The 21,959-nt window shown below is 31.7% G+C and carries 19 protein-coding genes; 14 read left to right on the top strand and 5 right to left on the bottom strand.

The features are described 5' to 3' along the window. The first annotated feature begins 1 nt into the window (after nucleotide 1). The 9 genes from WHD54_RS03805 to ftsZ are packed head-to-tail and all read left to right on the top strand — an operon-like array spanning nucleotide 2 to nucleotide 11,832. The gene (locus WHD54_RS03805; protein WP_088323322.1) at nucleotides 2-1,465 is read left to right on the top strand and encodes a UDP-N-acetylmuramoyl-L-alanyl-D-glutamate--2,6-diaminopimelate ligase; all 1,464 of its coding nucleotides are present in this window, start codon (nucleotides 2-4) and stop codon (nucleotides 1,463-1,465) included. A 5-nt stretch (nucleotides 1,466-1,470) separates the two neighbouring features. After that, nucleotides 1,471-2,697, top strand: coding sequence for a phospho-N-acetylmuramoyl-pentapeptide-transferase (gene mraY, locus WHD54_RS03800; RefSeq protein ID WP_088323321.1), 1,227 nt, complete (start codon nucleotides 1,471-1,473; stop codon nucleotides 2,695-2,697). A gap of 1 nt (nucleotide 2,698) precedes the next feature. Further along, nucleotides 2,699-4,033 (top strand): UDP-N-acetylmuramoyl-L-alanine--D-glutamate ligase, encoded by a 1,335-nt coding sequence (gene murD / locus WHD54_RS03795; RefSeq protein ID WP_088323320.1) that lies wholly within the window; start codon nucleotides 2,699-2,701, stop codon nucleotides 4,031-4,033. 20 nt (nucleotides 4,034-4,053) lie between these two features. Beyond that, nucleotides 4,054-5,241 (top strand): FtsW/RodA/SpoVE family cell cycle protein, encoded by a 1,188-nt coding sequence (locus tag WHD54_RS03790; protein WP_088323319.1) that lies wholly within the window; start codon nucleotides 4,054-4,056, stop codon nucleotides 5,239-5,241. Nucleotides 5,242-5,259: 18 nt separating this feature from the next. After that, nucleotides 5,260-6,348 (top strand): undecaprenyldiphospho-muramoylpentapeptide beta-N-acetylglucosaminyltransferase, encoded by a 1,089-nt coding sequence (gene murG, locus WHD54_RS03785; protein WP_088323318.1) that lies wholly within the window; start codon nucleotides 5,260-5,262, stop codon nucleotides 6,346-6,348. A 43-nt stretch (nucleotides 6,349-6,391) separates the two neighbouring features. Continuing rightward, the gene (gene murC, locus WHD54_RS03780) at nucleotides 6,392-7,786 is read left to right on the top strand and encodes a UDP-N-acetylmuramate--L-alanine ligase (RefSeq protein ID WP_088323317.1); all 1,395 of its coding nucleotides are present in this window, start codon (nucleotides 6,392-6,394) and stop codon (nucleotides 7,784-7,786) included. Then, nucleotides 7,783-8,508, top strand: a complete 726-nt coding sequence (locus WHD54_RS03775; RefSeq protein ID WP_088323316.1) for a cell division protein FtsQ/DivIB — start codon at nucleotides 7,783-7,785, stop codon at nucleotides 8,506-8,508. Before murC ends, WHD54_RS03775 begins: the two co-directional genes overlap by 4 nt. Before the next feature lie 6 nt (nucleotides 8,509-8,514). Continuing rightward, nucleotides 8,515-9,858 (top strand): cell division protein FtsA, encoded by a 1,344-nt coding sequence (gene ftsA / locus WHD54_RS03770; protein WP_088323315.1) that lies wholly within the window; start codon nucleotides 8,515-8,517, stop codon nucleotides 9,856-9,858. 60 nt (nucleotides 9,859-9,918) lie between these two features. Continuing rightward, nucleotides 9,919-11,832, top strand: coding sequence for a cell division protein FtsZ (gene ftsZ, locus WHD54_RS03765; RefSeq protein ID WP_088323314.1), 1,914 nt, complete (start codon nucleotides 9,919-9,921; stop codon nucleotides 11,830-11,832). Nucleotides 11,833-12,104: 272 nt separating this feature from the next. Here the strand turns inward: ftsZ and WHD54_RS03760 are convergent, their stop codons facing one another. Both WHD54_RS03760 and WHD54_RS03755 read right to left on the bottom strand, forming a co-directional pair. Further along, nucleotides 12,105-13,292: a pyridoxal phosphate-dependent aminotransferase gene (locus WHD54_RS03760; RefSeq protein WP_198943141.1), complete on the bottom strand. Its 1,188-nt coding sequence runs from the start codon at nucleotides 13,290-13,292 to the stop codon at nucleotides 12,105-12,107. 25 nt (nucleotides 13,293-13,317) lie between these two features. Then, nucleotides 13,318-14,409, bottom strand: coding sequence for a fatty acid desaturase family protein (locus WHD54_RS03755; protein ID WP_088323313.1), 1,092 nt, complete (start codon nucleotides 14,407-14,409; stop codon nucleotides 13,318-13,320). 120 nt (nucleotides 14,410-14,529) lie between these two features. Here WHD54_RS03755 and rsmG point away from each other — a divergent pair, with 120 nt between their 5' ends. Then, nucleotides 14,530-15,159, top strand: a complete 630-nt coding sequence (gene rsmG, locus WHD54_RS03750) for a 16S rRNA (guanine(527)-N(7))-methyltransferase RsmG (RefSeq protein WP_088323312.1) — start codon at nucleotides 14,530-14,532, stop codon at nucleotides 15,157-15,159. A 106-nt stretch (nucleotides 15,160-15,265) separates the two neighbouring features. Here the strand turns inward: rsmG and lysS are convergent, their stop codons facing one another. Both lysS and WHD54_RS03740 read right to left on the bottom strand, forming a co-directional pair. After that, the gene (lysS, locus tag WHD54_RS03745; protein WP_088323311.1) at nucleotides 15,266-16,960 is read right to left on the bottom strand and encodes a lysine--tRNA ligase; all 1,695 of its coding nucleotides are present in this window, start codon (nucleotides 16,958-16,960) and stop codon (nucleotides 15,266-15,268) included. Nucleotides 16,961-17,295: 335 nt separating this feature from the next. After that, the gene (locus tag WHD54_RS03740; RefSeq protein WP_088323310.1) at nucleotides 17,296-17,805 is read right to left on the bottom strand and encodes a DUF456 domain-containing protein; all 510 of its coding nucleotides are present in this window, start codon (nucleotides 17,803-17,805) and stop codon (nucleotides 17,296-17,298) included. Between the two features lie 172 nt (nucleotides 17,806-17,977). Between WHD54_RS03740 and WHD54_RS03735 the strand changes: the two genes are divergently transcribed. The 4 genes from WHD54_RS03735 to WHD54_RS03720 all read left to right on the top strand — a co-directional run bounded on the left by WHD54_RS03735 (nucleotide 17,978) and on the right by WHD54_RS03720 (nucleotide 20,819). Continuing rightward, nucleotides 17,978-18,340 carry a BlaI/MecI/CopY family transcriptional regulator gene (locus tag WHD54_RS03735; RefSeq protein WP_088323309.1) on the top strand — a complete coding sequence of 121 codons (363 nt, stop codon included), beginning with the start codon at nucleotides 17,978-17,980 and terminating at the stop codon, nucleotides 18,338-18,340. A gap of 66 nt (nucleotides 18,341-18,406) precedes the next feature. Continuing rightward, the gene (locus WHD54_RS03730) at nucleotides 18,407-19,117 is read left to right on the top strand and encodes a M56 family metallopeptidase (RefSeq protein WP_233130964.1); all 711 of its coding nucleotides are present in this window, start codon (nucleotides 18,407-18,409) and stop codon (nucleotides 19,115-19,117) included. A 63-nt stretch (nucleotides 19,118-19,180) separates the two neighbouring features. Continuing rightward, nucleotides 19,181-19,966, top strand: a complete 786-nt coding sequence (locus WHD54_RS03725) for an energy transducer TonB (RefSeq protein ID WP_233130963.1) — start codon at nucleotides 19,181-19,183, stop codon at nucleotides 19,964-19,966. Nucleotides 19,967-20,339: 373 nt separating this feature from the next. Continuing rightward, nucleotides 20,340-20,819, top strand: coding sequence for a hypothetical protein (locus tag WHD54_RS03720; RefSeq protein WP_088323308.1), 480 nt, complete (start codon nucleotides 20,340-20,342; stop codon nucleotides 20,817-20,819). Between the two features lie 90 nt (nucleotides 20,820-20,909). On the opposite strand, the gene obgE is transcribed toward WHD54_RS03720, so the two are convergent. Then, on the bottom strand, nucleotides 20,910-21,899 hold the full coding sequence (gene obgE, locus WHD54_RS03715) for a GTPase ObgE (RefSeq protein WP_088323307.1): 990 nt from the start codon (nucleotides 21,897-21,899) through the stop codon (nucleotides 20,910-20,912). Nucleotides 21,900-21,959: the final 60 nt, after the last annotated feature.

Genomic DNA, 21,959 nt, shown 5'->3' with positions numbered 1-21,959 from the left:
TATGAGAAATTTAAAAAGCTTATTGTATGGAGTTTCTATAAAAGAGGTTGTTGGCAATACCGAGGTGTTTGTTGAAAATGTAGTTTTTGACTCCAGAAAAATTAAAAATAACGATGTTTTTGTTGCTCAGAAAGGAGTGTCTGTAGACGGACATACTTTTATAGATAAAGCGATAGATTTAGGAGCAATTGCTATAATTTGTGAAGAGTTACCTACCGAAAAGATAAAACATATAAGTTATGTAAAAGTAGCTGATGCAAATAGAGCATTGGCAATTATTGCTTCAAATTTTTATGATAATCCCTCTAACAAATTATCATTAGTTGGAGTTACTGGTACCAACGGAAAAACAACGGTTGCCACATTATTATACCAATTATTTAAAAAAGCAGGTTACAAAGTAGGTTTATTATCTACTGTACAAGTAATGATTGATGATGAAGTTTTTGGTGCTACTCATACAACGCCAGATTCTTTAAGTATTAATTTTTACTTAGACAAAATGTTAACTGCTGGTGTAGAGTATTGCTTTATGGAGGTGAGTTCTCACGGAATTCATCAACAAAGAACTGCAGGATTATTATTTTCTGGAGGTGTTTTCACCAATCTTTCTCACGATCATTTAGATTATCATGCAACTTTTGCAGAATACCGAAATGTTAAAAAATTATTTTTCGATACACTCTCTAAAAAAGCGTTTGTATTAACAAATTTAGATGATAAGAATGGGTCTTTTATGTTGCAAAACACCCAAGCGATAAAAAAGACCTACGCCTTAAAAACGGGAGCAGATTACAAAGCTAAAATTTTAGAAAAGCAAGTTTCTGGAACTTTAATTTCTGTGGATGGTATAGAAATATGGACACATTTAATAGGTGTTTTTAATATCTATAATTTAATAGCTGTAATTGCTACTGCAGATTTATTAGGAGTTAACAAGTTGTTGATATTAAAATATGTAAGCGAGTTAAAAAGTGTTAGCGGAAGGTTTGAAAATGTAGTTTCAGATACAGATATAACTGCCATTGTAGATTATGCACATACGCCAGATGCACTTAAAAATGTACTAGAAACCATTAATAATATTAAAAATAAGAATCAAAATGTTATAACTGTTGTTGGTTGTGGCGGTGATAGAGATAAGACAAAGCGACCAAAAATGGCTCATATTGCATCTCATTTAAGTACTCAGGTAATTTTAACGTCAGACAACCCTAGAACAGAAAATCCTCAAACCATTTTAAATGATATGGAAGCTGGTGTGCTACCAGAAAATGTTTCAAAAACCATTACCATACAAGATAGAAGACAAGCCATTAAAGCAGCGTGTAAGTTTGCTGTTTCAGGTGATATTTTATTGATTGCAGGTAAAGGACATGAAAATTATCAAGAAGTAAATGGCGTTCGGTCTCATTTTGACGATTTAGAGGAAGTAAAAAATTGTTTTAAACAACTTAAAAAATAAAAAAAATGCTCTATTATCTTTTTCAATACTTAGAAAGTCATTTTAGTTTACCAGGAGCTAGTGTGTTTCAATTTATAACCTTTAGAGCGGCGGCGGCTTTTATTCTGTCTTTGTTAATATCTGCTATTTTCGGAAAAAGAATTATCTCTTTTTTACAAAGACAACAAGTAGGAGAATCTATAAGAGATTTAGGGTTGGAAGGTCAGGTACAAAAAGCAGGAACCCCAACTATGGGAGGAATTATTATTATTCTGGCAACTTTAATTCCGGCTTTATTGTTGGCAAAAATCGATAATATTTATGTGCTAATTTTAGTAATTACCACTCTTTGGATGGGGTTTATTGGTTTTTTAGATGATTACATAAAAGTATTTAAAAAAGACAAAGAAGGCTTAAAAGGTAAGTTTAAGGTTTTAGGGCAAATAGGTTTAGGAATTATTGTAGGCTCTATGCTTTATTTTAATGATGGTGTAACCATTAAAGAGCAATTACCTACCAATAAGCAAATTGTTCAAGAAAATGGTAAAAAGAAAGTATTTGGTAATGCTGTAAAATCGACTAAAACAACGGTTCCTTTTTTTAAAAATAATGAGTTAGAATATTCAAAAGCACTAAGCTTTTTAGGCGATGGTTACGAAAAATATGGTTGGATTGTTTTCATATTTATAACCGTTTTTATTGTTACAGGAGTTTCTAATGGTGCAAACTTAACCGACGGTATAGATGGCTTAGCAGCAGGTTCTTCTGCCATTATTGTAATTACATTAGCGCTTTTTGCTTGGGTTTCTGGAAACATTGTTTTTGCAGACTATTTAGATGTTATGTACATCCCTAACTCGGGCGAAATGACTGTATTTATATTGGCTTTTGCAGGTGCGCTAATTGGTTTTTTGTGGTATAATACTTTTCCTGCGCAAGTTTTTATGGGTGATACTGGTAGTTTAACCATAGGAGGTATTATTGCAGTAATTGCCATCTCTATCCGTAAAGAACTTTTGTTACCAGTTTTGGCAGGAATTTTTGTGATCGAAAATCTATCTGTTATTCTTCAGGTTTCCTGGTTTAAGTTTACTAAGAAAAAATTTGGTTCAGGAAAGCGAATTTTCAAAATGGCTCCTTTACATCATCATTATCAAAAGTTAAATTATCATGAAAGTAAGATAGTAGTTCGTTTTTGGGTAGTGGGAATCTTACTTGCTGTATTTACTATTGTAACATTAAAACTAAGATAAATTGAAAAAGTTGGTAGTTCTTGGCGGTGGAGAAAGTGGTGTAGGTGCAGCATTATTAGGCGTTCAAAAGCATTTTGAAGTTTTTGTATCGGACAAAAGTGAAATTACCAAAAAATACAAACAAATTCTTTTAAATGCTAACATTTCATTTGAAGAAAAACAACATACAGAGAGTAAGATTTTAACAGCAGATATAGTGGTTAAAAGTCCGGGTATTCCGGACAATGTTCCGTTGGTTTTAAAATTAAAAGAAAGCGGAATTGCAGTTATATCTGAAATAGAATTTGCTGCTAAATATACATCAGCAAATATTATAGGAATTACAGGTTCTAATGGGAAAACTACCACAACAACCTTACTGCATCATATTTTAAAAAAAGCTGGGTTGGATGTGGGAATGGCAGGAAATATTGGCGATAGTTTTGCAGCACAAGTTGCATTAAAAACCCATGCCAATTATGTACTAGAGCTTAGTAGTTTTCAATTAGACGGAATTATAGACTTTAGGTGTCATATAGCAATTTTAACAAACATCACACCAGACCATTTAGATAGATATAATTACAATTTTGAACAGTATATCTCTTCGAAATTTGGCATCATCAAAAATCAGAAAAGCACCGATTATTTGATTTATGATGCCGATAATGAAGCGATAAGTACCTGGTTAAAAAACAATAAAGTCACCTCTAAATTAGTGCCTTTTTCAGTAGAAAGAGAGGTAGAGTTCGGTGCTTTTTTAGAGAACAAACAAATAATAATTAACATTACTAAAGAAATTATAAAGATGCCATTATCAACTTTATCAGTAAAAGGAAAACATAACGTAAAAAATGCCATGGCAGCAACAATGGCAGCACAATTGTTAAAAGTAAGAAAAGAGTCTATTAAAGAAAGTTTAGAAGATTTTGAGGGGGTGGAACATCGCTTAGAAAATGTTGCAAAAGTAAAAGGGGTTTCTTACATAAATGATTCTAAAGCCACCAATGTAAATGCCACTTTTTATGCATTAGAATGTATGGATAAACAAACTATTTGGATTGTTGGTGGAGTTGATAAAGGAAATGATTATAACGATTTGTTGCCTCTTGTTAGAGAGAAAGTAAAGGCAATTGTTTGTTTAGGATTGGATAATGAAAAAATAAAGAATACTTTTAGTAATGTTGTCGATTTTATTGTAGAAACTGCTGGCGCAGAAGAAGCTGTTAAAGTGGCACAAAAGTTATCGGAGCAAGGAGATGCTGTTTTATTATCTCCTGCTTGTGCTAGTTTCGATCTATTCGAAAATTACGAAGATAGAGGTAGACAATTTAAACAAGCGGTTAAAAATTTATAAAAGATACTTATTCATAAGTTTTGAAAACCATTTTTAAACATATTAAAGGAGATAAAGCCATTTGGGCCATTGTTGCTGTATTGGCAATATTTTCATTTATGCCTGTGTATAGTGCAAGTACAAATTTAGTGTATGTTGTAGGTGCTGGTTCTTCAGCCGGGTATTTGTTAAAACATTTGGTATTGTTAATAATGGGATTCGGTATTATTTATGGTGTTCATAAAGTTCCGTATCGATATTTTTCTGGAGGATCTGTTTTATTGCTTCCAGTTGTAATTGTTCTTTTAATTTTTACACTAGCACAAGGAACAACTATTGGTGGAGCAAATGCAAGTCGTTGGATTAGAATTCCTTTTGTTGGTGTTGGTTTTCAAACATCTACACTAGCAGGATTAGTGCTAATGGTTTATGTTGCCAGATATTTGGCTAGAAATAAAGAAACTCAAATTATTTTTAAAGAAAGTTTGTTACAATTATGGTTGCCAGTTGCGCTAGTATTGGTACTAATTTTACCGGCTAATTTCTCTACAACAGCTATTATTTTTACAATGATTTTAGTATTGTGTTTTATTGGAGGGTATCCTTTAAAATACACTGGTTTTATATTGGGAGTTGGTATTGTTATGCTGTCGATATTTGTATTGATTGCTAAGGTTTTTCCTGATGCGATGCCAAATAGAGTTCAGACATGGCAGAGCAGAATTGAAAACTTTTCTAGTAAAGATGGTAAGGAAGCTTATCAGGTTGAAAAAGCAAAAATTGCCATAGCTACAGGTGGTGTTGGTGGTGTTGGACCTGGTAAAAGTGTTCAGAAAAACTTTTTACCACAGTCCTCATCAGATTTTATTTACGCTATTATTGTTGAGGAATACGGCTTAATAGGAGCAATTGCATTGGTGTTAGTTTACTTTTTGTTGCTTTTTAGAATATTTATTGTTTTAAAAACAACAACCACAGTTTTTGGAACTTTATTGGTTATTGGTGTGGGGTTACCAATTATTTTTCAGGCCATAATTAATATGGCTGTAGCTACAAATTTATTTCCTGTAACAGGGCAAACCTTACCGTTAATAAGCAGTGGTGGAACTTCTATTTGGATGACTTGTTTTGCACTCGGTATGGTGTTAAGTGTTAGTGCATCAAAAAAAGATACTGAAGAAGATATTTTAGACGATAATCCTCTAGATATTTTACATGAAACCATATAGTTTACAAAGATAAAAAGGATGAAAAAAAAGTTGAACATATTAATTTCTGGAGGTGGAACAGGAGGGCATATTTATCCTGCTATTGCTATTGCAAATGAAATAAAATCTAGGCATCCGAATGCAAACTTTTTATTTGTTGGTGCTAAAGATAAAATGGAAATGGAAAAAGTACCTTTAGCGGGTTATCAAATTAAAGGATTATGGATTTCTGGTTTTCAAAGAAAAATAACTTTTAAAAATTTATTTTTTCCGTTCAAGTTAATCAGCAGTTTATGGACAGCTAGTAGAATCATCAGAAAATTTAAGCCAGATGTTGCCATTGGAACGGGAGGTTTTGCAAGTGGTCCAACATTATTTATTGCAGCAATTAAAGGAATTCCAACTTTATTACAAGAACAGAATTCATACCCAGGAATTACAAATAAATTATTAGCAAATAAAGCACATAAAATATGTGTTGCCTACGACTATTTAGAGCGTTTTTTTCCGGAAGATAAAATTGTAAAAACAGGTAATCCTGTTCGTCAAGATTTACTTAGTATTCATACTAAAAGAGATGAAGCAACAAATTTTTATAAATTACATTCTGCTAAAAAAACAATACTAGTTCTTGGAGGGAGTTTGGGAGCTAAAAAAATAAATGAATTAGTGGAAGCTAATCTAGAATTTTTTAATAAAGAGGAAATACAACTTATTTGGCAATGTGGATCTTATTATTACGAGAACTATAAAAAGTATCATAATTCAGAATTTGTACAAGTTTATGATTTTTTAAATAATATGGATTTAGCCTATGCGGCTGCAGATTTTATAATATCAAGAGCAGGTGCTAGTTCTGTTTCTGAACTGTGTATTGTTGGTAAACCGGTAATTTTTATTCCATCTCCTAATGTTGCGGAAGATCATCAAACAAAAAATGCGAAAGCAGTGGTAGATAAACATGCAGCAATAATGCTAAAGGAAGAAGAGTTAGATACCTTTTCTGTGGTTATTGAAACGCTTTTAAAAGATGAAGGAAAGCAACAGAGTTTGGCAGAAAATATACATGAGTTAGCTTTACCAAGTGCAACAAAAGATATTGTAGATGTAGTTGAACGAATGTTGTAAAAGTATTAAGAATAGATAGTGTAAATAAATACATAACGATTTAATGAGTATATCAAATCTAGAAAATAACAATACAAAAGAAACCCAAAACTTAGGGCAGTTTTTGTTATACAATTCAATATTTTTTATTGGTATTGGAGGTATTGGTATGAGTGCGATAGCTCGTTTTTTTAAGTCGCAAGGAAAAAATGTTGCAGGGTACGATAAAACGGCTACTTTAGTAACAAGTCAGTTAGAGAATTTGGGAATTGTTGTTGGTTATGAAGATGAAATTAGTAGTATTCCGGCTTCATTTTTAGATAGTCAGAAAACTTTAGTTGTATACACGCCAGCGGTTCCTTCCAATCATAAACAGTTAAATTATTTTAAAGCACAACGTTTTACCGTTGAAAAAAGAGCCGAAGTTTTAGGGAAAATCACCAAAAATACTTTTTCACTTGCGGTTGCAGGAACCCATGGTAAAACTACTACATCGGCAATTTTAGGACACATTATGGCTACTGAAAAGGCGACAGCTTTTCTTGGAGGTATAGCAGAAAATTATGATGCTAACTTAATTTTAGGAGACTCGAAAGTTACAGTAATGGAGGCAGATGAATTTGATCGTTCTTTTTTACACTTATCTCCCAATATTGCTTGTATCACTTCTATGGATGCCGATCATTTAGATATTTATGGCGATTCGGCGTCGTTAACAACATCCTTTAAAGATTTTTCTAATAAAGTTTCCGACACGTTAATTGTTGCTAAAGGGCTGCCTTTAAAAGGGTTAACTTATGCTATTGAAGAGCCTGCAGATTATAAAGCACATAATATACGAATAGTTAATGGTGTTTATATTTTTGATATAAAAACACCCAATAATCAATTAATTGATGTTGTTTTTAAGTTGCCAGGTACCCATAATGTTATGAATGCTTTAGCTGCTGTAGCAATGGCAGATATTTATGGTGTTTCTCTAGCGGTTATAAAACAACAATTAATGTCTTTTAAAGGAGTAAAAAGGAGATTTTCATATAAAATTAAGCATGAAAATCTTGTATTAATTGATGATTATGCACATCATCCTACCGAGATAAATGCTGTTTATAATTCTGTAAGAGAAATGTATCCAAATCAAAGGGTGTTGGTTGTTTTTCAACCTCATTTATTCTCTCGAACAAAAGATTTTGTAGAAGATTTTGCACAAAGTTTATCGAGTTTTGATGAAGTGTTGCTTTTAGATATTTATCCAGCTAGAGAATTACCAATACCAGGAATAACATCTAACTGGTTGTTAGAAAAAGTAACCGTAAATAATAAAAATAAGACTAATAAAGATTCTTTAGTATCGGATATAAAAAAATCAAAAGCAAAAATTGTGGTAATGCTCGGTGCGGGAGATATTGGTGTTCTTGTCGATGAAGTTACGAATGAATTGTTAAAAGAAATAAAATGAAGTTAAAGAGTTTTTTAAAATATTTATTTTTTTTGATGTTGATAGTTAGTTTAGCTTTTTTGTATGGTTTTTCTAAGAAGCGAAATTCTGTTAAAAAAGTGGCTCAAATATCGGTTGAATTTGAAGACGGAACCAATCATTTTTTAACTCATGCAATGGTTGATAAATTGTTAATACAAAATAATGAAACTATTAGAAATAAAGCAAAATCCTTAATAGATTTATACAAATTAGAGGAGTATGTAATTAGCAATCCATATATAGAAAAAGCACGAGTTTTTTTAACGATAGATGGAATTGTAAAAGCGATTGTAAAACAACGAACACCAGTGGCAAGATTGTTAACAGATAATGGATCTTATTATATTGATAAACAAGGTGTAAAGGTGCCTTTGGCAGAGAGTTATTCTGCAAGAGTAATGCTTATTTCTGGGGTGCAAACCGACAAAGAAATAGCCGTTACACTACCTTTAATTAACAGTATTTTAGAAGATTCTTTTTTAAAAAATGAAGTTGTAGGTATAAAGAAATATGCCGATGATGAGTATGAATTTTCCGTAAGAAGTGGCGATTATAAAATTGATTTTGGAAAATTAGAGGATTCGGCCATAAAATTTAAAAAGATAAAAGCGTTTTATAACACAACTTTTAAAGACAAAACAATACAAAATTATAAAACGATAAACGTTAAATATCACAACCAAGTTGTGTGCTCAAAGTAAATCAAAATGGAAAATAATAAAATAGCTGTTGGTTTAGATATTGGTACTACCAAAATTGTTGCAATGATTGGTCGTAAAAACGAGTATGGCAAAATAGAGGTTGTAGGTATCGGTAAAGCGAAAAGTTTAGGAGTAAACAGAGGAGTTGTAAGTAATATTACACAAACAATTCAATCTATACAACAAGCCGTAGAGGAAGCAGAAGGAGTTTCTAGCATAAAAATAGAAGAAGTTGTAGTAGGTATTGCTGGTCAGCATATTCGAAGTTTACACCACTCAGATTATATTACAAGGAATGATGCAGAAGAAGTTATAAATGATGTTGATATTGAAAATTTAGTAAACCAGGTTCATAAGTTGGTAATGTTGCCAGGTGAAGAGATTATTCACGTACTTCCTCAAGAGTATAAAGTTGATTCTCAGGCAGATATTAAGGAGCCAATTGGTATGTATGGAGGAAGATTAGAGGCTAATTTTCATGTAGTTGTAGGGCAAGTTTCTTCTATCAGAAATATCGGTAGATGTGTTAAAAGTGCTGGATTAGATTTAAGTGATATTACCCTAGAACCATTAGCGTCTGCAGCAGCAGTATTAAGTCAGGAAGAAAAAGAAGCAGGTGTTGCCTTGATAGATATTGGAGGAGGAACTACAGATTTAGCCATTTTTAAAGACGGAATTATTAGGCATACCGCTGTTATTCCTTTTGGAGGTAACGTAATTACAGACGATATTAAAGAAGGTTGTTCTATTATAGAAAAGCAGGCAGAATTGTTAAAAGTAAAGTTTGGTTCTGCATGGCCAGGAGAAAACAGAGAAACAGAAATTGTATCTATACCAGGCTTAAGAGGTAGAGAACCTAAGGAAATTACCCTAAAAAACTTATCTAAAATTATACATGCTAGAGTTCAAGAAATTATAGAGCATGTGTATTTAGAAATTAAGAATTACGGACATGAAACAGCCAAAGGAAAATTAATTGCCGGAATTGTTTTAACTGGTGGTGGTGCTCAATTAAAGCATTTACGTCAGTTAGTTGAGTATATTACAGGTATGGATGCAAGAATTGGTTTCCCGAACGAGCATTTAGCAGGAGATTCCGATGATGTGCTTTCTAGTCCTGCATACGCTACAGCTGTAGGTTTATTAATGGAGGGATTAAAGCGTCAGAAAAATGATGAAAAAGTTCATGAAGCTGAAGAGGAGATAATTACAGAAATACCAGACCAAGAGACTAATGTTGAGGCTAAAGAAGTTCCGGTTGAAGAAGAAAAGCCGAAATCCAAAAAACGGAAGTCTTTCTTTGAAAAATTTACAGAGGGATTAAAAGATTTTTTAGACAATGCAGAGTAATTTTTCGCAGAGTCTACAGGTAATAAAATAAAGAAAAAAGTAAAAATTAGATACGTTATTATGAGCGCAGAATTTGATAACATTTCATTTGATATGCCAAAATCACAATCAAATACTATTAAAGTAATTGGAGTTGGTGGTGGAGGAAGCAATGCGGTAAACCACATGTATAGTCAGCAAATAAAAGGAGTAGACTTTGTAATTTGCAACACAGATGCGCAAGCATTGGAAAACAGTGCAGTACCAAATAAAATTCAGCTTGGTGCAGATTTAACATCAGGTTTAGGGGCAGGTGCAAATCCAGAGATTGGCTCTAAGGCAGCTAAAGAAAGTATTCAAGAAATTCAGCAGATGTTAAATAGCCAAACTAAAATGGTATTTATTACTGCAGGTATGGGTGGAGGAACTGGTACAGGTGCCGCTCCTATTATTGCTAAGATTGCAAAAGATATGGATATTCTTACCGTTGGTATTGTAACAATGCCTTTTGCATTTGAAGGAAAAAGACGCTCTAAGCAAGCACAATTAGGTATCGATCAACTGCGCCAAAATGTCGACTCATTAATTGTAATTAACAATAATAAGTTAAGAGAAGTCTATGGAAACCTTGGTTTTAAAGCAGGTTTTTCAAAAGCGGATGAAGTTTTATCTACGGCATCTAGAGGAATTGCAGAAGTTATTACACATCATTACAAGCAAAATATCGATTTACACGATGCTAAAACAGTGCTCTCAAATAGTGGAACTGCTATTATGGGATCTGCAAAAGAAGAGGGTAAAGATAGAGCTAGAACTGCTATTGTTAAAGCTTTAGATTCTCCTTTATTAAATGATAATAAAATTACAGGAGCCAAAAACGTACTTTTATTAATTGTGTCGGGGACTAATGAAGTAACGCTAGATGAAATAGGAGAAATTAATGATTTTATTCAAGATGAAGCTGGTTACGATGCCAATATTATTATGGGAATTGGTGAGGACGAGAAGATTGGAGACGCAATTTCCGTAACAATTGTTGCTACTGGTTTTGCCGCAGATCAGCAGGGAGAAATTACCAATACAGAAGTTAAAAAAATAGTACATACATTAGAAGGAGAGCAAAAAGCTACTTATAATTTCGACGAAGAAAGCATGCCTAAATCGGTGCCTTTTGAGCATCCTTATGAGCAGAAAAAAACGGAAAAAATTGTACACACTTTGGTAGATGAAGATTTAGATATTGTTCCTACTAGAGAATTGACACCAACAACCAGAGAAATTGAAGATATTCCGGTTACTTACGAAGAAGTTATTGCTGGGACAGATTTAAAAGAAGAAGAATTTATTATTACAGATATTACGCCATCTGCTAAAGAAGAAGTAACTGAAGAAACTTCTCTTGGAACTCAAACAGATTTATTATTTGATTTACCAATACAGCAAAAAAAACAGGTAACTGAATCTTCATTAAATAATGATGCAGAAAATAACAATAATGAAGATGAATTGGTAAACAATATCCAAGTAGTTGCAGCAGAGGAGGTTGTTTTAAATGAAAAGAAAGAAACTCCAAAAAGATATGTTATAGAAGACTTTAATGCACAGCCTACTATTGGAAAAAGTTCTCATTTTAACGAGAAGAAGGCAAGTATTGAAGATGATGATATTCAGTTTGAACTAAAAACAGTACAGCCTGTAAAAAAGGAATCGAAAAGCGTATCGAGTGAAGAGGTGTCGCCAATGGATTTAACAATTTCTGAATTACAAGAAAGAGCTGCAGAGAGAAGGCGAAAAATGAAAGGGTTTAATTATAAGTTTAACGATCAATTGAACAAGAATATAGATGAAATTTCTCGTCAGCCTGCTTACAAAAGGCAAGGTTTAGATTTGAATATAGACGCTCCTTTAAGTAGTTCTAAAACAGCAATTAATAAAGAGGAAAACGAATTAGATTTTAAGTCTAATAATTCTTTTTTACATGATAATGTAGATTAAAGTTTACTACTTATTTCAGTAATAAAATCCGTATTTCATTGAAATACGGATTTTTTTTATTCACATTTATTATTTCAACTTTGCGTGTGCGATTGAAACGGCATCCTTTTTTGTACTGTATTCGAAAAATGTTTTGAAGCATAAAAAAATAACTTAAAGTACCAAAAAGATATAGTGTAAAGCGCTTTTTTTGTTTTTCACAAAAACACGCCCTAAAAAAAATCCGCCTTTAAAGACGGATAATTTTTATTAAAAGAGTTATACTATATTTTCTATTGAAGTGCTTTCTTTATTCTTTTTATAGCTTCTCTTATTTGGAGTTCAGAGGCTGCATACGAAATTCTAATACTATTTGGGGCACCAAAAGCTTCACCAGTAACGGTTGCCACATTTGCTTTTTCCAATAAAAATAAAGAAAAATCGCTGGCATTTTCTATAGAAAAACCATCTATAGTTTTACCGAAAAAGTAAGAAATATCTGGAAAAACGTAAAAAGCACCTTCTGGTACATTTACTTTAAAACCTTCAATTTCTTTTAACAATTCAATAATAATATCTCTACGAGTTTTAAACTCGCTGACCATGTATTGTATTTTAGAAACTGGAGCTAATACTGCTGTTATAGCTGCTCTTTGAGCGATACAGTTAGTACCAGAGGTAATTTGTCCTTGCATTTTTGTACAAGCTTTTGCAATCCATTCTGGTGCGCCAATATAACCAATTCTCCAGCCTGTCATGGCAAATGCTTTTGCCAATCCGTTTACTGTTATTGTTCGGTTATACATGCTTTCTATGGCTGCGAAACTAAAAGGCTTAACGTTATAGTTTACGTGTTCGTAAATTTCATCCGATAGAATAAATATTTGTGGGTGTTTTTCTAAAACAGCTGCCAAAGCTCTGTATTCTGCTTCACTATATATAGTTCCGCTTGGGTTGTTTGGCGAGTTAAAGAAAATCATTTTTGTTTTTGGTGTAATTGCAGCCTCTAATTGCGAAGGTGTAATTTTAAAATCATTTTCTATAGTAGAGGGAATTTCTATGTATTTTGCCTCACAAAGAGTTGCAATAGCAGAATAGCTAACCCAATAAGGAGCTGGGAGTAAAACTTCATCTCCAGGGTTTAGCAATACTTGCGCAATATTTGCAATAGATTGTTTTGCGCCTGTAGATACTACTATTTGATTTGGGGTATAGCTTACATTATTATCTCTTTTAAATTTTACACAAATAGCTTCTTTTAGTTCTGCGTAACCATCTACTGGAGAGTAAGAATTGTAATTTTGATTGATTGCTTCTATGGCAGCATCTTTAATAAAATCTGGCGTATTAAAGTCTGGTTCTCCCAAACTTAAACCAATAATATCTTTTCCTTCTGCTCTTAATTCTCTGGCTTTTGCAGCCATAGCTAGTGTTTGTGAAACAGGTAAACTGTTAATTCTGTCCGATAAAGGGTGTTTCATTTTTACGGTTCGTTGTGTGTTGTTTTTATGCTAATTCTGGTTTTTTTCCTAAAATGCCTAAATGTTTAAAGTGTTCTATAATTGCTTTTCTAGTTGTTGCATACTCATTATATGGCAAATTAAACTCTTTGGCAGTTTCTTTTACAATTTTAGCTAATTTACTGTAATGAACATGAGAAATATGTGGAAAAATATGATGTTCAACTTGATGATTTAAACCACCTGTATAGAAATTTATCAACCAATTACTAGGGGCAAAGTTAGAAGTAGTGTATAATTGATGGACTGCCCAAGTGTGCTCTAAATTTCCTTCTTTATCTGGCAAAGGCATTGTTGTTTTAGGAACAATATGTGCTAATTGAAAAACCATGCTCAAAATCATACCAGCAGTATAATGCATAACAAAAAAACCAACCATTACTTTCCACCAAGCAATATCTAAAACTAATATTGGTAATACAATCCAAAGTGCATAATAAGCTATTTTAGAAATTACTAATTTGGTCCATTCCGTTCTTGGATTTGGAAATTTACCATAAGATAATTTTCTTTTTAAATAGCGATGCATTTGTTTTACATCTGTAGTAATTGCCCAGTTTATAGTTAGTAAGCCATATAAAAATATCGAATAATATTTTTGAATTTTATGTATAGGAAACCATTTAGAGTGTTCTGAAAAACGAATAATTCTCCCAGCATCAATATCTTCATCATGTCCTTCTACATTGGTAAAAGTATGGTGTAAAACATTGTGTTGTACTTTCCAATTATAAACATTACCAGCTAAAATATAAATGCTACTTCCCATGAGTTTATTTACCCAGTTTTTGCTAGAAAATGAATCGTGATTACTGTCGTGCATTACATTCATTCCTACACCAGCCATCCCTATACCCGTAACTACCATTAAAGAAATCATTGCCCATTGTGGCATAGAAACTGTTAAAACTAGTATAAATGGAATTAAAAATAAAGAAAACATAATAATTGCTTTTGTATATAGTTTCCAGTTACCTGTTCTTCGTATACCATTTTCTTTAAAGTACGCATTTACTCTTTTATTAAGGGTTCTAAAAAATTTTGCTTTGTCTACTCTAGAGAAGTTGATTGTTTTCATGTACTATAAATATTGATTTACAAAAATAACGTTTTTGAACTTGCTTTTTATGATAAACGTCAGTTTTTGTTATGAATTGTTTCAAAACAAAAAGCTATTTTTGCATTTCAATTACTTTATATGGATATTATTCACAAATATTTTACAAATTTAACACCTACTCAAATAGCTCAATTTGCGCAATTACAGTCTTTATACAAAGATTGGAATTTAAAAATTAATGTTGTTTCTAGAAAAGATATAGACGAACTTTATTTAAGACATGTATTGCACTCTCTAGGAATTGCAAAAGTTATAAATTTTAAACCTGGTGCTAAAATTTTAGATGTTGGAACAGGTGGTGGTTTTCCTGGAGTACCATTGGCAATTTTGTTTCCGGAAGTTCAATTTCATTTGGTAGACTCTATTGGTAAAAAGATAAAAGTAGTAAATGAAGTTGTAGAAGGTTTGGGTTTAGAAAATGTAAAAACAAGCAATTGCAGAGTAGAAGAGCTAAAAGATACGTACGATTTTATTGTTAGTAGAGCTGTAGCACAAATGGAAACTTTTGTAGGTTGGACAAAAGGAAGAATTGCTAAAAAGCAAAACCACGAATTAAAAAATGGTATACTTTATTTGAAGGGTGGAGATTTATCGGAAGAGCTAAAATTATATACCTCTGCAACTATTTACAATTTACCAGATTATTTTGATGAAGATTTTTTTGAAACAAAAAAAGTGGTTCATTTAGGAATGAAGTACAAGTCTTAATTTAATAACAAAATATACACTTAGTTGTAAAAAAAAAAGGAACTATAATTTTATAGTTCCTTTTTTTATTTTTTAGATTAAAACATGTGCAGAAATAACTTTTTATTTAAACAACCTCTACAAACAAGCCATCATCAGTTTTGGTAACTTTTGCCACTTCTTTTTTAGTTAAGCCTTTTATAGTTTTGTCCCATTTTTTATTCGATAAGCCAGCTTGTTCTTTTAACATATTTAAATCTATCTTTCCTGCTTTGGTAATCATAGTTAAAACCGCTTTTTCATCATCATTTAATTCAATAGAAGGACCCTTTTTTTCTGGTCTCATTTGAGGGAAAAACAACACTTCTTGTATAGATTGATTGTTGGTTAAAAACATTATTAAACGGTCCATTCCTATCCCCATTCCAGAGGTTGGTGGCATTCCGTACTCCAAGGCACGTAAAAAATCTTCATCAATAAATTCGGTGGCTTCATCATCTCCTTTTTGAGCTAATTTTAATTGATGTTCAAAACGTTCTCTTTGATCAATAGGGTCGTTTAATTCAGAGTAAGCGTTGGCAATTTCTTTTCCACAAACCATTAATTCGAAACGTTCGGTAAGTTCTGGGTTTTCTCTATGTTCTTTACAAAGTGGCGACATTTCTTTTGGGTAGTCTGTAATAAAAGTAGGCTGAATGTAATTACCTTCACATTTTTCTCCAAAAATTTCATCAATCAGTTTTCCTTTCCCCATCGTTTCATCAACCTCAATTCCCATAGATTTTGCAGCTGTTCTAATATCGTTTTCTGTTTTGTTATAAATATCAAAACCGGTAAACTCTAAAATAGAATCTCGCATAGTTATTCTTTTATATGGCGCTTTAAAGTCTATTTTATGCTCTCCAAAAGTAGCTTCAGATGTTCCGTTTACGGCAATAGCACAGTGCTCCAATAATTGTTCACAGAAGTCCATCATCCAATTGTAATCTTTATAAGAAACATAAATTTCCATGGCTGTAAACTCAGGATTATGAGTTCTATCCATCCCTTCATTTCTAAAGTTTTTAGAAAACTCGTAAACACCGTCAAAACCACCAACAATCAACCTTTTTAAATACAATTCATTGGCAATTCTCATGTACAACGGAATATCTAAAGAATTATGATGCGTTATAAAAGGCCTTGCTGCAGCGCCACCTGGTATAGGTTGTAACACGGGTGTTTCAACTTCAAAATAACCTGCATTATTAAAGAAAGAGCGCATGGCATTAAACAATTTTGTACGCTTTACAAAAACTTCTTTCACATGCGGATTTACTACTAAATCGGCATATCGTTGTCGGTAACGCATTTCTGGGTCTTTAAAAGCATCATACGTAACCCCATCTTTTACCTTCGGAATCGGAAGTGGTTTTAAAGATTTAGAAAGCATTTTAAAATCTTTAACCATTACTGTTTTTTCACCCACTTGAGTCGTAAATAAAGTACCTGTTATTCCTACAAAATCACCCAAATCGAGTAGTTTTTTAAAAACAGTATTGTACAAAGATTTGTCTTCACCAGGGCAAATTTCATCTCTGTTAAAATATAGTTGAATTCTGCCCTCACCGTCTTGTAATTGACCAAATGAGGCTTTTCCCTGAATGTTTATAACCATTAAACGTCCTGCAATTACTACCTCTTTCCCTTCTGTAAAGTGCTCTTTTATTTCTTTCGAATTACTAGTTACCGGAAATAAATTTGCCGGATAAGGGTTAATACCCAATTCGCGTAATTTTGTTAGCTTTTCTCTACGTACAACTTCTTGTTCTGATAATTGCATTACTTTAGTATTAATAGTTTATTTAAAGAATGCGAAGATACAACGTTTCAATAATTTAACAATTACAGATTTCAATAAAATCAATAATAATTCTTGTTAATAGTCTAAAACATTGTATATTTGTCCGCTACTTTTTGTTGAAGTAGCATTTAGTTGTGTTGTTTGGCACTTTAAAAAAAGTGTCGTGGTTTTGTTAACCAATGGAAAGCTTCCCTGAAATGGGACGCTTTTTTTTGTTTTTAGCAGTATTATTTAGTAATTTTTTTTGAAGCTGTTCCCGCTTTCCGTTATATCTTTTTTTAGAAACAAAAAAAAGGATGTCACTTCAATCGGGGCTAAAAAAGCGATAAGAAGTCTGATTTGTAATCCCAAAATTGTAAAACAAAAAGTACAAAGAAAACCACAGAAACAAAAAATTTAAGAGCACTCGAGGCAAGCAAGCCCAGTAAAGAGCCAACAGCAGCTTTTACAGCTCTTTTAGTTGTTGAATTATTAAATATTAATTCTCCTAAGAAAGCACCCAAAAACGCTCCAATTACAATGCCAAAAGGAATAGGAGAAAGCAAGCCTATAATTAAACCTATTGTTGTACCATAAGCTCCATATTTACTGCCTCCAAATTTTTTGCTGCCAATTGCAGGGATCAAATAATCTATCATCCAAATAATAATTGCTATCGCAAGTGTTACTCCTAAAAACCCCCAATTAAAGGGAACAATGCTAGTGTACTGAAGTACTAAAAAACCAAACCAACTAGTTAGTGGGCCCGGAAGAATAGGTAAAAATGAACCAATTATGCCAAGCAGCATCAACGCAAAACCAACAATAAGTAAAATTATATCCATCTAATACTTCAATTTTATTTTTTTAAGAGCTCTTTTACCCAACAAAACAAGCACTTTTTAACATTTTAACGATTTAAATTTCATTTTGTTACAATATTTTTAACTGAAAAATTAGTTTAAACTAAATATTTAGTTATAATTGTAGTTAATAACTAAAAAATTAGTTGAATAAATGAATAAACAATTAACGAAAGCAGAAGAGCAGATTATGCAAGTTTTATGGAGTTTACAAGAAGCTTCTGTAAAGGAAGTTATAGATAAATTGCCAGCGCCTAAACCTGCCTACAACACAGTCTCTACCATTATTAGAATTTTAGAAACTAAAGAGTTTGTAAGTCATAAACCAGAAGGAAGAGGGTTTTTGTACTATCCTATAATAAACAAAGAAACATATACTAACCAGAGTTTACATAAATTAATGAATGGTTATTTCGATGGTTCTTTTAAAAGTATGGTATCTTTCTTTGTGAGAGAAAATAAAATGGATGTAAAAGAGCTAGAAGCTATTCTAAAAGAAGTTAACAAGAAGAAGTAATTTTTTCTGTTCGTTTCATTTTAATCTTCCGTTCAATATTGTAGCAAGAATATTAAAACAAAAAATATGATAAATTATATAATTCAGGTCGTTTTATTTCAAGTATTATTTTTGGCTGTTTATGATTTTTTTCTGAGTAAAGAAACTTTTTTTACTAAGAATAGATGGTATTTATTGAGTACTCCAATTATTTCTTTTCTATTGCCATTAGTAAAAATACCAACGTTTCAAAAAGCAGTTTCACATGAATATATGGTGTATTTACCAGAAATTGTCTTGTCTCCAGAAAAAGTAATTCAAGAAACAGCCTTTTACCAGTCTATAAATTATGTAGATATAATTTTTGGTATTGGTGTTATTATTTTTAGCGTACTTTTTGTATATCGACTTATTACAATAGTACACTTAATTAGTTCTTACAGGGTGGTTAAGAAAAAAGCATATACGTTGGTTTTAATACCAAATCAAAAATGTGCATTTTCATTTTTTAATTATATTTTCTTAGGAGCAGAAATCCCTGAAACTCAAAAAACTCAAATTATTGCTCATGAATTAGTGCATAGCAAACAAAAACACACTTTAGATTTATTGTTGTTCGAGCTTTTAAAAATAGTTATGTGGTATAATCCTATGATTTTTATTTATCAGAAAAGAATCACTTTAGTACACGAATATATTTCGGATGAGATTGCAACCAAAACCGCAACCAAAGAGAACTATATCAATCAAATGTTATCTAATTTTTTTCAAGTCGATAACATTGCATTTATAAACTAGTTTTACAAACATTCACTAATTAAAAAAAGAATTATTATGATGACGAAAAACAAATCAAAAAAAATGAATCAATTAAAATATTTGGTATTAATTCCAGTATTAATTTCTATGCTTTTTTATACTTCTTGTTCAGATACTACAAGCAAAGAGGCTTTAGTTTCTAGTAAGGCAATACAAACGGCATTTAGAAATAAAGATGGAGTTTTAAAAGCTCAAAAATTGCAAAAAAGCACCTATTTAGATTCATATATTGGTAAAGAAGCACCAATAGGAGCTAAAGAAATTTCACTATCAGATTTATCTTTAGAAGAGAGCGCAGAGTTCGAACAATTAAAAGAAAAGTTAGAATATAATATGGGAGATCGATATGATTTAAAGGAGGCCTTTACTTTCAGGCTTTTTAAAATGCCAAATGGTAGAAATGCTACAGCTCTAATTCTAAATCTAGAAAAGATGAAAAACTCAAACTTACTAGACATAGATGAAAAAGTAGAAACAAAAAAGACGGTCTCTTTTTTTAAAATTGACAAAAAGCCAATTTTTCCAGGTTGTGAATCAGAAGATAAAGATTGTTTTACTAAGGGTGTACAAAATCATTTTTCGGCTAACTTTAATAAAGATATATCTAATAATTTAGGATTAGAAAGTGGTAAAAAAAGAATTTTTATCAGTTTTAAAGTAGCCACGGATGGAACTGTACAAGATATTAAGGTGAGAGCCCCACATCCCGAAATAGAACAAGAGGTGGTTCGAGTAATTAGTAGTTTACCGAAAATGGAACCAGGTGAAAATAAAGGTAAAAAGGTTGCAGTAAGCTTTAATATTCCCTTTGTATTGTTAATAGAATAAGAAAAATGAAAAAGAAAATAATATTGTAGTATTATTTGTAGTGATAAAAGTCGAGGTGTAAACTTCGACTTTTTTACTATTTATACTTTTTTAATAAAGGAAAATAGTATTTATTATCAAAAAATAAATCAAATAACTTTAGTGCGTTTTAACAATCAACAAAAGTTTTACATATATATTTAAAGTTGTAAAAAAAATAGCCTTTATTTATAACCAATTATATTCAGAGAAATTTTTATAAACGGTTAATTTTATAATAAAATTTGTAAAAACTAGCATAGATAAAAACAAATCTGACACTTTAATAAATGGTAGTTAGTAAGAGTAGGGTAGTTCGGAAAAAAATTAGTAATTTCACGCAATAATTTAGAATATGTTACAGCGTATTTTTTCTTTTTTAATGGTTTTAATTATTTGCACTTCGTGCGATTATTTTACTTTTTCTGGTAAAAATAAAAACCTTCAAGAAGTAGATACTTTAGTAGATTTCTTTTCAGTGGACTCTTCTCCTTCTTTTAAGATTTGCGATTCTATAATTGAAAAAAAAGCACTAGAAAACTGTTTTCGAAATACGCTTCACAATAAATTAGGTGCTGCACTACAAACGCATCATTTTTCTGTAAAAGATAGTATTTCAGAAACTGTTCTTATTGGTGTTTTAATAAATTCTAAAGGAAATGTTGCCATAGATAATATAGATTCTTCTTTAAAAATAAAAGAACAGTTGCCAGAATTAGACAGTATTTTAACAGTAACATTGCATAAACTATCACCAATTTTTCCGGCAGTAAAAAGAGGAATACCAGTTACAACAAAATATACTTTACCTATTAAAATTCATTTGCAAGAATAGTATAGTTAATCTGGCAAAATCATTACAGTATTTAAATTAATAGAATTAGCTGGCATTAGCATTATGAAATAGTGCTATTGTATAAACAAGTTAATTTAACATTTTCCAGAGTTTATCTTTTAAGGTTTGTAAACCTATTTCTGCAACAGAAGAAATAAATATAGTTTCGATACCTTTTGGTAAATCTTCTTTAATTTCTGCTATTAGTTCATCGTCTAACATATCTGTTTTAGAAATTGCCAACAACCTTTCTTTGTCTAACAACTCTGGATTGTGTTTTTTTAACTCATTTAATAAAACATTATATTCTTTTTGAATGTCATCACTATCTGCAGGAATTAAAAATAGCAAGGCAGAATTTCTTTCAATGTGTCTTAAAAACCGATGTCCAAGTCCTTTTCCTTCGGCAGCACCTTCAATAATACCAGGAATATCTGCAATTACAAATGTTTGATGATTTCGATGTTCTACAATACCCAAATTCGGTTTTAAAGTTGTAAATGCATAATCTGCAATTTTAGGTTTTGCAGCGGTTAATACAGATAACAATGTAGATTTTCCTGCATTAGGGAAACCTACTAAACCAACATCTGCCAAAAGTTTAAGTTCCATTCGAAACCATCCTTCAGCACCATCCATACCAGGTTGAGAATACCTTGGTGTTTGATTTGTAGACGATTTAAAATGCCAGTTTCCTAGTCCGCCTTTTCCACCACGTAGTAGTACTACTTCTTTCTTATCTTCAGTTATTTCTAAAATAATTTCGTCGGTGTCTGCATCTCTAATTATTGTGCCTAGTGGTACATCAATATACACATCTTTTCCATCTGCTCCAGTACTTCTACTGGCACTACCGGCGCCACCAGAGTCTGCTCTAAAATGTCTTTTAAATTTTAGGTGAAACAGCGTCCACATATTTTTATCTCCACGTAAAATAATATGTCCGCCTCGACCACCATCACCACCATCAGGACCTCCTTTGGTAATAAATTTTTCTCTATGTAAATGCATAGATCCCTGACCTCCTTTGCCAGAGGAAGCATATATTTTTATATAATCAACGAAGTTTCCTTCTGTCATAATGGTTTTGATTTATGTGCTGTTTAAACTAAAATTGGTACTATTATTTTTAAATAGTTT

Origin of the sequence: Polaribacter tangerinus, from assembly GCF_038024095.1 — a bacterium.
GTDB lineage: Bacteria > Bacteroidota > Bacteroidia > Flavobacteriales > Flavobacteriaceae > Polaribacter > Polaribacter tangerinus.
This window is presented reverse-complemented; position numbering and strand designations above follow the sequence as displayed.

Bases quoted from the DNA above. Each gene is read 5' to 3' on its own strand.
- WHD54_RS03805 (WP_088323322.1), top strand. From the start codon at position 2: ATGAGAAATTTAAAAAGCTTATTGTATGGAGTTTCTATAAAAGAGGTT.
- mraY (WP_088323321.1), top strand. From the start codon at position 1,471: ATGCTCTATTATCTTTTTCAATACTTAGAAAGTCATTTTAGTTTACCA.
- murG (WP_088323318.1), top strand. From the start codon at position 5,260: ATGAAAAAAAAGTTGAACATATTAATTTCTGGAGGTGGAACAGGAGGG.
- murC (WP_088323317.1), top strand. From the start codon at position 6,392: ATGAGTATATCAAATCTAGAAAATAACAATACAAAAGAAACCCAAAAC.
- WHD54_RS03775 (WP_088323316.1), top strand. From the start codon at position 7,783: ATGAAGTTAAAGAGTTTTTTAAAATATTTATTTTTTTTGATGTTGATA.
- ftsA (WP_088323315.1), top strand. From the start codon at position 8,515: ATGGAAAATAATAAAATAGCTGTTGGTTTAGATATTGGTACTACCAAA.
- ftsZ (WP_088323314.1), top strand. From the start codon at position 9,919: ATGAGCGCAGAATTTGATAACATTTCATTTGATATGCCAAAATCACAA.
- WHD54_RS03760 (WP_198943141.1), bottom strand. From the start codon at position 13,292: ATGAAACACCCTTTATCGGACAGAATTAACAGTTTACCTGTTTCACAA.
- WHD54_RS03755 (WP_088323313.1), bottom strand. From the start codon at position 14,409: ATGAAAACAATCAACTTCTCTAGAGTAGACAAAGCAAAATTTTTTAGA.
- rsmG (WP_088323312.1), top strand. From the start codon at position 14,530: ATGGATATTATTCACAAATATTTTACAAATTTAACACCTACTCAAATA.
- lysS (WP_088323311.1), bottom strand. From the start codon at position 16,960: ATGCAATTATCAGAACAAGAAGTTGTACGTAGAGAAAAGCTAACAAAA.
- WHD54_RS03740 (WP_088323310.1), bottom strand. From the start codon at position 17,805: ATGGATATAATTTTACTTATTGTTGGTTTTGCGTTGATGCTGCTTGGC.
- WHD54_RS03735 (WP_088323309.1), top strand. From the start codon at position 17,978: ATGAATAAACAATTAACGAAAGCAGAAGAGCAGATTATGCAAGTTTTA.
- WHD54_RS03730 (WP_233130964.1), top strand. From the start codon at position 18,407: ATGATAAATTATATAATTCAGGTCGTTTTATTTCAAGTATTATTTTTG.
- WHD54_RS03725 (WP_233130963.1), top strand. From the start codon at position 19,181: ATGAATCAATTAAAATATTTGGTATTAATTCCAGTATTAATTTCTATG.
- WHD54_RS03720 (WP_088323308.1), top strand. From the start codon at position 20,340: ATGTTACAGCGTATTTTTTCTTTTTTAATGGTTTTAATTATTTGCACT.
- obgE (WP_088323307.1), bottom strand. From the start codon at position 21,899: ATGACAGAAGGAAACTTCGTTGATTATATAAAAATATATGCTTCCTCT.